This window comes from Candidatus Poribacteria bacterium, from assembly GCA_016866785.1.
Taxonomy (GTDB): domain Bacteria; phylum Poribacteria; class WGA-4E.
Genome location: VGLH01000048.1, coordinates 21,176 through 29,713 on the forward strand (window position 1 = coordinate 21,176; position 8,538 = coordinate 29,713).

Genomic DNA, 8,538 nt, shown 5'->3' on the forward strand with positions numbered 1-8,538 from the left:
GATTGGGAGGATCGGAGGTGTTTCGTGGTGGGTGACGCTCATTTAGGTCATGTGCTGAGCGAGTCCGAGCATGCTGAGTTCTTGGGGAACGGATTCCTCGTCGTTCCAGATGCGCTGACTTCCGACTTCGCGGACGAGCTCGAGGAGGCGACGGACGCGGTCTACCGGCAAGAGGTCGGCAAGGGTCTCGCCGATGGCTCCACGCTCTTCTGCCCCAACGTCCTCTGCCGGAACCGCCTGTACCTCGAGCTCCTCGACTGGCACAGGACGTTCCCGAAGGTCTGGGGCATCCTGGGATGGAACATCTACTCGTACCACAGCCATCTGGGCGTGAACCCGCCGCTGCCGCCGGACGCAGATCGGACCAAGCGGACACTGGGTTGGCATCAGGACAGCGGACGCGTCAACGTCGAGATCGAATCGACGCCGCGGCCTCGGCTTTCGGTGAAAGTCGCGTTCTGGCTGTCGGACGTATCCGAGCCTGGACGTGGCAACTTCCACGTGATCCCAGGCAGTCACCTCTGGGACAAGCTCGACCGGCCGGATGACGGAGTCAGCGACCCTTCGGGAGCCATGCCCGTATGCGTTCCGCGGGGGTCCGCCGTCATCTTCGACCGGAGGCTGTGGCATGCAGCCAGCCCGAATCCATCGACGATCACGCGGAAGGTGCTGTTTGTGGGCTACGGGTACCGTTGGCTGCGGTCGAAGGACGATATGACGATTCCTGAAGACTGGTTCGCCGCGAGCGATCCGATCCGCAAGCAACTCCTTGGGGGCGGGGTGAATGCCAACGGTCACTTCACGCCCAAGGATGACGACGTGCCGCTGAAGCTTTGGCTCCACGAGCGCGGGATCGCCACATGACCCGCGAGTTGGGCGGTACGCCACGGAACGACACGGAGCGGCGGCGGATGCGAAGCATCGTGCGAACCTGGATCCTCGTCGCGGCGGCGTTCGCCTGGCTGCCTGCGTCCGCCAGCGCCCAAGCCATCCAGTTCGGCGGCGCGGCGGAGCAGGTCCGGTTCAGCATGTCGCTCGATGCCGTCGAGGCGAAGCCCGGCACGACCGTCAAGGCATCGATCCACACCAAGATCGCCGACGGGTGGCACATCTACTCGCTGAACCCCCACGGTGAGGAAACAGGTCCACTCCCGACCGAGGTCACGGTGGATGCCGGCGATCTGCGCCGCGTGGGTCGCGTTCAGCAACCGACGCCGATCCGCAAGCGCGACAACGCGTTCGACATGGAGGTCGAGCTGTTCGAGCGCGAGGTCACGTTCGTGCAGATGCTGCTCGTGCCGGACACTGCGGAGTCGGGCCCTCGGCAGATCACCGCGACGATCCGGTTCATGGTGTGCAACGATCGCTCGTGTCTGCCTCCGACGACGGTTCAGACCTCCGCCATGCTCGAGATCGTCGGCGGATCCGCTCCGGCGGATGGTGAGCCCAAGGTCGCGGCTCTCGATCCGAATGCCCCTCAACCGCTATCGGAGCCCGTCGAGGGAGCCAGCGCCGAACCTGTTCCCGAACCGGCAGCGCCAACGACTGCAGCGGAGCCTGCCACGCAGGAATCCGCGACCACTCGCCTGGAACGCGCCCGCGCCCAAGGACTGCTGGCGTATCTGGGATTCGCCGTGTCGGTCGGGTTCCTTGCCCTGCTGACGCCATGCGTGTTCCCGATGATCCCGATCACGGTCTCCTTCTTCACCAAGAAGGAAGGCTTGACACGCCTTCAGGGATTGTTCCAGGCGATCCTGTACAGTCTCGCCATCGTGGGGACGTTCACCGTGCTGGGTATCGCGCTGGCGTTGGCGTTCGGAGCTGCCGCGATCCAGGGGATTGCCTCGAACATCTGGGTCAACGCGTTCGTGGCGGGGGTCTTCATCGTCTTCGCCCTGAACCTGTTCGGGGCTTTCGAGATCCGCGTTCCGTACCAGTTGATGGGCTGGCTGGGGTCCGCCGGGGACAAGGGGCCGGGGTCTCTCGCCACGCTGCTCATGGGCTTGACGTTCACGCTCACCAGCTTCACCTGCACGGTTCCGTTCGTGGGCACCGTGTTGGTCGCGGCGACTCAGGGAGATGTCGCCTGGGCGGCGTTGGGGATGCTCGGTTTCTCAGCCGCGTTCGCGTCGCCGTTCTTCCTGCTGGCGCTCTTCCCGCAACTGTTGCACGCCCTGCCGAAGAGCGGTGGGTGGCTGAACGCCGTCAAGGTGACCCTGGGCTTTGTCGAGCTCGCAGCGGGGCTGAAGTTCCTGAGCAACATCGACCTGGTGCTGGGCTGGCGCGTGCTGCCGCGCGAGGCGTTCCTGGCGATCTGGGTCGCGTTGGCGATTGTCGCTGGGGTCTATCTCTTGGGTCGGCTGCGACTGCCGAGCGATACAGCCGCCGACCATGTGGGCGTGGCGCGCATGCTGTGGGGCGTCGGGGCGCTGGCGACAGGTCTGTTCCTGTTGTCCGGTCTCCAGGGCAAACCCCTGGGCGAACTGGACGCGTTCCTGCCGCCGTACGCGCTGAGCGCGCAGGCATCCGTCGCCGGAGCGGCGAACGCGGAGCGCCATACTTGGCTGCAGACATACGACGAGGGCATGACGGTCGCGAAGTCGTCCGGGAAACCCATCTTCATCGACTTCACAGGGGTCACCTGCACCAACTGCCGATGGATGGAGAAGAACATCTTCGCGCGGGAGGGCGTGTCGGAGCTGTTCGATGAGTTCGTGCTGGTGCAGCTCTGGACGGACAAGGCGGATCCTGAGTCCCGCGCGAACCAGGCGATGCAGCGCTCGCGGTTCGGGACAGTGGCGCTTCCGTTCTACGCGGTTATGTCCCCAGGCGATCAGATTCTGGCGACGTTCGACGGGCTGACGCGCGATCCCGACGAGTTTAAATCCTTCCTCCGTCGCGGCATCGCCCAGCACGATGCGAGCCAGGCTCCGACGACGCCTCGTGCCGCCGACGCGCAGACGAGCAGTCCATGACCAGAGCCCTGCCCACGATACGCGCGTACTGCGAGGATGATCTGCCGGAGCTGCGACGCATCACCGTCGAATGCTTCGAGCCGGTGTCCGTCGACCGGCGCATCGAAGAACTGCACGGCGTCATCAACGGACGTGACTGGCGCTGGCGGAAGGCGCGCCACATCGATGCCGACATCGCCGCGCACGCTGAAGGTGTCTGGGTCGCCGACCCCGGCTCAGGGCCCGTTGGCTACGTCTCGTCGCGCGTCGACCATGACACGAGGATCGGGTGGATCCCAAACCTGGCGGTTTTGCCGGAGTGGCGCGGCATCGGACTCGGTCGGGCTCTTCTCGAGCTCTGCTGCGACCGGCTCCGCGACGCCGGTATGGAGTACGTACGGATCGAGACGCTGACACACAACGACGTCGGTTCGCGGCTGTATCCGTCCGTCGGCTTCCAGGAAGTCGCCCGTCAGATTCACTTCGTCAAGCGCCTAGTCTGAGAACCCGACGCATAGCGGCGCAGCGATGGTGTGTCGTACTCGGCGCGGATCGTCGTTGCGCCGATGTTCCCGGGCAGCGACACCCACGCCTCGTCCCAATCCGACCACTCCCTTCCGCCGACCGTAACCCGCACGATGCGCCGGTTCAGTGGTGCGCGGAACCGCAGGCGGATCGCTGACGGCGCATTCCGCGTGGGCGCTTCGAGGTTCGCGGTGATGCCGCCGGTGTCGGCGCAGAACTCCAGGCTCATCGGACCGAAATGCGTCGCGGCTCGTGTCACGCCGATACGCTTGCCGGGCGCGAGCCACGACCTGGGGATCGCCTGTCCGAGCAAGAGCTCATCGCCGACCTCGCGCACGAACAGGTAGCGGAGCCATCCGGTCGCGTTCGCCTCGTCGCTCGACTTGTAGTGATCGCCGCGCCACTCACCCAGCACCAGCGCGTGTTCGGTCAGCATCCGCGTGTCCGGGAAGTAGTACGCCGCGATGGCGTTGAACATCGCGCGCAAGGCGAGATGGATGTCGTCTCGGTCGAGGTGCGGCTCCACATCGAAGAGCAGGCAGGCTTGCAGCGAGAAGCCGCCGCGCCCGAACCACTCCCGTTCGTAATCGCTTACCTCGTACCCGTAGTGGTGCGACAGGTACAGGTTGTCTTCGTAATCTCGCAGGATCCAATCCGCCTCGGGATCCGACGGCTCGATCATCCTCGCGATCAGGAGGTGGATGGCTCCCTCGAGTGTCTCGCAGATCCACCCGAACGAGCGACCGCGTCGATGCACGTGGGACGGGATGCGGGGAACCGCTCTGCCGTCGCGGAGCCTGACGACCGGCGACCGGTCGCGAGCCGCTCGGAACGCGGCGAGGATCGAATCTCGATACGCGCCTGCCGACTGGCGGATCCGTCCCGCGTCCCGATGGTCGAGCTGTTCGAGGGCCCAGGCAGCGGCGTCCAGTCCCCGCCACGAGTAGACGTTCGTCGACAGCCATTGCCACCAGTCGCCGATGTCTTCGAGGCTGCCGTGCGGCAACAGCCCTGCGCCGACTCCGAGCAGGGGATGCACGATGCGACTCGGCGTCAGCGTGCGCTCGCGCTGTCCGATGATCCAGTCGCTCGCGGCAACGAGGTTCGGAGCGACGCTGTTCAGCCATGTGTCATCACGAGTGAAGCGGAAATGCTCGACCAGACACCAGAGAATCCAGCCGTGATGCTGGTTGTACCCGCCGCATTCGTAACCGTGCGCGCCGTAGAGCACGCCCTGGTGTGAGTCGTAGTCTCCGGGAAGCGACACGGTCCCTTGGTACGCAAGGAACGCATCGAGGCATTCCCTGGCTTCCCTGTGGTAGCCGCGTCGGTCGAGGTCGACGATCATCATGCACGACTCGTTGCCGAACGCCGCATAGCCGAACGAGCCGACGCGAGCGAAGCGCCGCGTGGAGCCCGGTTCCTTTTCGCAGTTGATCAGCAGGTGTCCTGCGTGCGCCGCGTGGAACTCGTTGAGCATCGGTTCCGGCGTCGTCAGCCGCATGCCTTCGGAAAGCCGTCGCCGCCAATAGCGCGCCACCGCATCACGTTCGCGGTCATAGTCCAGGCGGTCGAGGTCCCCGAGCTCTGCATTGTCCAGACCGACATAGGGAACCTTCACGACCAGCGAGCGCGCGGCTCCCGGTTCCAGCGAGCATGAGATGTGGATCCTGCCATCGCTGTCGGTGACCTCGACCTCCGGGTCCGTCGAGATGGCGAACCGTAGTGTGCCGTCGACTCGGGCAGTGCCGTCGGGTTCCAGCGTGAGTGGCTCCCGGTGCGCTTCCGAGCTGCACTCCAGCCGCAGGCTCGTCGTCATCGTCTGCTCGGAGACGTTGGACAGCGCGAACCGCAGCATTAGCACGCCGAAAGCATCGCCCTCCGGCGGATCGTCGCCGGGGTCGGTTCCCGTTAGAACCGTCGCGTACGCCTCCTGCTGGATGCGGCAGCCGTCCATGGACCACGTCGTGTTAAGGATCGGCAGCGTGCCGTCCACAATGCCGCGATGGTCAGGCGTCTTGGGCAGATCGAAGGAAAGCCGGAGACGATGTAAGCTGTCGATGCGCGGCGTGTCTCTGCCTGGGCATCGTGTCAGGTAGTGATGGTTGGTCCGGTAGAAGACGGACCCATCGGGATTGACGCCGAACTTGTGTCTTCCGCCTTCGACCGCCACGGGCAGGTAGAACGACTCGTGCTTTGGCGGCATCCCCACCCATGCCTTGCGCCAGGTTTGCTCCGGCATGCTCCGCACCCGGTCGAGCACGCCCGGTCTGGTACTTGTTGGCGGAGGGCTGCCGGCGGATGGTATTCCTTCGCCACCGTGCTCCGATTCGACCGTCACGCTCAGGTGACGAATGTCCAGCGGTCCGTCGTCGAGGTCGTCGATGGCGAACGTCGTCGTCGCATCGGCGCGAACCGTGACCAGGGTTCGGTCGTAGGAGTTGGGATCGCTGTTCTCGGTTGCCCGCACGGTCAAGATCGCTCGGTTCGAGGACGGCATCGACACGGACTCGACCGTGCCGTTGTGGGCGCTGAAGGTCGGAGCCGCGCCGGGCGCATCTCGCCATCCTACGGACACGATCCGCCGACGCACGACCGAGTCCGTGTACGCCCGGAGTTCTTCGATGCTCGCCGCCAGCTTCTCGTCGCCCAGTGTCGCGCTGACCAGGCGCAATCGGAGCGTCACGCGGAAACGCGCCGGATAGTCGACCACATTGGGGAACTCGGTCTCATTGACAGGGCGGAACGCGAAGGTCGCGATCTGACCATCGACGACCATCTCGGTGTGCGCGGTCTGCCAAGCGCCGGTGAACCAGTTTCCCAGCTCGAGCCAGCCGACTTGACCGCCCGACGGAACGCGATCCTTGGGCAGTCTGTTCTGGGGCCATCGCGTTCGCCAATACTGGACTTGGAGGTCCTCCGGTACGGGCGCCGAAAGGCGTACGACGATGCGATGGACCTCGCGGACGTCTTCCCAGTGCAGGTCATTCGTGCCGCCGGACATCGCCACTGCAAAGGGAGCGGCGTCGAACGCGTCTGCTGGTTCATGCCCCATCATCTGGGCTCCTCATTGATCGCGATGGCTGTCCCACGAGATGCATATGCATCATAGCCACTCACGAGCGGCGCTACGAGTCATTCTCCTTGTCACGACGGCCCGATCCGCTACACTGGTCCGGCTACGCCGCCCTGACGACAAGGAGAAGACGCACATGCTGAGCCCGCTGAACGGCCTGCCGACTCTGCGCCATGTCAAGACCCGCCGCGTATCGAGCTTCGACCGGACCGGAGGCAACTCGGACCGAATCCCGGTGCCGGCAGGCGAGACCGCCGTCCTCGCGGACATCGCCGGAGCCGGCGTCATCAAGCACATCTGGTTCACCATCGCCTGTCGAGACCCGCTGCATCGGCGGAACCTCGTGCTCCGCATGTTCTGGGACGGTCAGGAGCATCCGTCTGTCGAGTGTCCCGTCGGTGACTTCTTCGGTCAGGGGTGGGGCGAGTTCTACAACTTCGTCTCGCTGCCGCTGGCTGCCGCGCCGGTGGGCGGTCGGGCGCTGGTGAGCTACTTCCCGATGCCCTTCGGCAACGGGGCCCGCGTCGAGGTGGAGAACCAGAGCGACCAGCCGGTCGATTCGTTCTACTACTACATCGACTATGAAGAACACAGCAGCGTTGGCGACGACGTGGGGCGTTTCCACGCATGGTGGAACCGCGAGTTGACCGATCCCGGCGACGGCGGCGAGAACGAATGGGGAACGCTCGGGCCCGAGCCGAAGAACCCGACCGACAAGCACAACTACCTGTTCTTCGAGGCAGAGGGGCTGGGTCACTACGTGGGCGTCAACTACTTCGTCGCCTGCCCGTCTCCGATCTGGTACGGCGAGGGCGACGACATGTTTCTGGTCGACGGGGAGCCCTGGCCCGGGTCAGCACACGGCACGGGAACCGAGGACTATTTCAACATGTCCTGGTGCCCGAAGGAGCCCTACCACCATGCCTACTTCGGGTTCGGACGCGTGAACGCGGACACCGGTTGGCTGGGTAGGACCCACTGCTACCGGTTCCACCTGGAAGACCCGGTCGTCTTCCAGAAGTCCATCCGAGCCTCCATCGAGCACGGGCACGCGAATGTCTTGACGCTGGACATGAGCAGTGTGGCTTACTGGTATCAGTCGATGCCCGGCAAGCCGTTCCCAGCGTTTCCGTCGAAGGCGGACCGGCAGCCCATGCCCAACATCGGAGCGGTCGATATCCATCGATGGCGCCACGCGTGGCGTCACTCGAAGGGCGGCGGCAAGCTATGGGGGAACGAGAACTAGCGGGAAGGAGGTCGTCGGGCGGTCACGCAGACGCCCGACGACCAGGCGAATCTCGTCAGCCGAACAAGCCCGGTAGCTGGATGCCTCCGGTCAACTTCTCCATCTCGGCTGCCATCATCTCCTGCGATTTGCGGCGAGCTTCGTTGACCGCAGCCAGCACGAGATCCTCCAACATCTCGACATCGTCGGGATCGACCACTTCCGGAGCGATCGTGATCGAGATCACCTCCTGATGTCCGTTGGCAACGACCGTCACCATGCCTCCGCCGACCTTGGCTTCGACGGTGCGGCTCTTGAGCTCCTCCTGAATCTCCAACATGCGCTTCTGCATGCGCTGTGCCTGCTTCATGATGTCGCCCATGCCGGACTTCATCGGGGTCCTCCCTGGGATCGGTTCGTCAATCGACGTTGCCCGTGAATGTTTGCAGGATGAGCTGTTCGCCAGCGTCCACGTCCGCACCGACTGCCGAAACAGGTCCGTTCTGGGCGGCTCCATTCGTGTCGCCCATGGTCAGACGCAGAACGACGGGCGACCCGTGTACCTCGGCGAGCACCTTGCGGAGGGTGTCCTCGCGAGCCGTGATCTGGTTCAGCACGACCCGGCTCGGGATCGAGATCAGGAGCCCGCCGTCAGACGCCGACACCGTAGCCGTCTCGACCCTCCCTCGGAGTGGCGCATCACGCTGACCCAGCAGGCGAAGCGCCTCAGCCCACAGCGCCGCGCTGTATTCCTCCGT

General features: G+C 64.9%; 6 protein-coding genes. 4 read left to right on the forward strand and 2 right to left on the reverse strand.

The features are described 5' to 3' along the window. Positions 1-27: 27 nt before the first annotated feature. Genes FJZ36_08900 through FJZ36_08910 form a run of 3 tightly spaced genes read left to right on the forward strand, consistent with a single transcriptional unit; the run spans position 28 to position 3,457 of the window. Positions 28-864, forward strand: a complete 837-nt coding sequence (locus tag FJZ36_08900) for a phytanoyl-CoA dioxygenase family protein (protein ID MBM3215016.1) — start codon at positions 28-30, stop codon at positions 862-864. Further along, positions 861-2,975 (forward strand): DUF255 domain-containing protein, encoded by a 2,115-nt coding sequence (locus FJZ36_08905; GenBank protein ID MBM3215017.1) that lies wholly within the window; start codon positions 861-863, stop codon positions 2,973-2,975. The genes FJZ36_08900 and FJZ36_08905 overlap by 4 nt, the downstream gene beginning before the upstream one ends. Beyond that, entirely contained in the window at positions 2,972-3,457 is a 486-nt protein-coding gene (locus FJZ36_08910; GenBank protein ID MBM3215018.1) for a GNAT family N-acetyltransferase, read from the forward strand. Before FJZ36_08905 ends, FJZ36_08910 begins: the two co-directional genes overlap by 4 nt. Here FJZ36_08910 and FJZ36_08915 read toward each other — a convergent pair. Next, positions 3,433-6,534, reverse strand: coding sequence for a hypothetical protein (locus FJZ36_08915; protein ID MBM3215019.1), 3,102 nt, complete (start codon positions 6,532-6,534; stop codon positions 3,433-3,435). The two genes, FJZ36_08910 and FJZ36_08915, sit on opposite strands and share 25 nt — an antisense overlap. A gap of 157 nt (positions 6,535-6,691) precedes the next feature. Here FJZ36_08915 and FJZ36_08920 point away from each other — a divergent pair, with 157 nt between their 5' ends. After that, positions 6,692-7,801 carry a DUF2961 domain-containing protein gene (locus tag FJZ36_08920; protein ID MBM3215020.1) on the forward strand — a complete coding sequence of 370 codons (1,110 nt, stop codon included), beginning with the start codon at positions 6,692-6,694 and terminating at the stop codon, positions 7,799-7,801. Between the two features lie 55 nt (positions 7,802-7,856). On the opposite strand, the gene FJZ36_08925 is transcribed toward FJZ36_08920, so the two are convergent. Next, the gene (locus tag FJZ36_08925) at positions 7,857-8,174 is read right to left on the reverse strand and encodes a YbaB/EbfC family nucleoid-associated protein (protein MBM3215021.1); all 318 of its coding nucleotides are present in this window, start codon (positions 8,172-8,174) and stop codon (positions 7,857-7,859) included. Positions 8,175-8,538 lie beyond the last annotated feature (364 nt).

Bases quoted from the DNA above. Each gene is read 5' to 3' on its own strand.
- FJZ36_08925 (MBM3215021.1), bottom strand. From the start codon at position 8,174: ATGAAGTCCGGCATGGGCGACATCATGAAGCAGGCACAGCGCATGCAG.
- FJZ36_08910 (MBM3215018.1), top strand. From the start codon at position 2,972: ATGACCAGAGCCCTGCCCACGATACGCGCGTACTGCGAGGATGATCTG.
- FJZ36_08915 (MBM3215019.1), bottom strand. From the start codon at position 6,534: ATGGGGCATGAACCAGCAGACGCGTTCGACGCCGCTCCCTTTGCAGTG.
- FJZ36_08920 (MBM3215020.1), top strand. From the start codon at position 6,692: ATGCTGAGCCCGCTGAACGGCCTGCCGACTCTGCGCCATGTCAAGACC.
- FJZ36_08905 (MBM3215017.1), top strand. From the start codon at position 861: ATGACCCGCGAGTTGGGCGGTACGCCACGGAACGACACGGAGCGGCGG.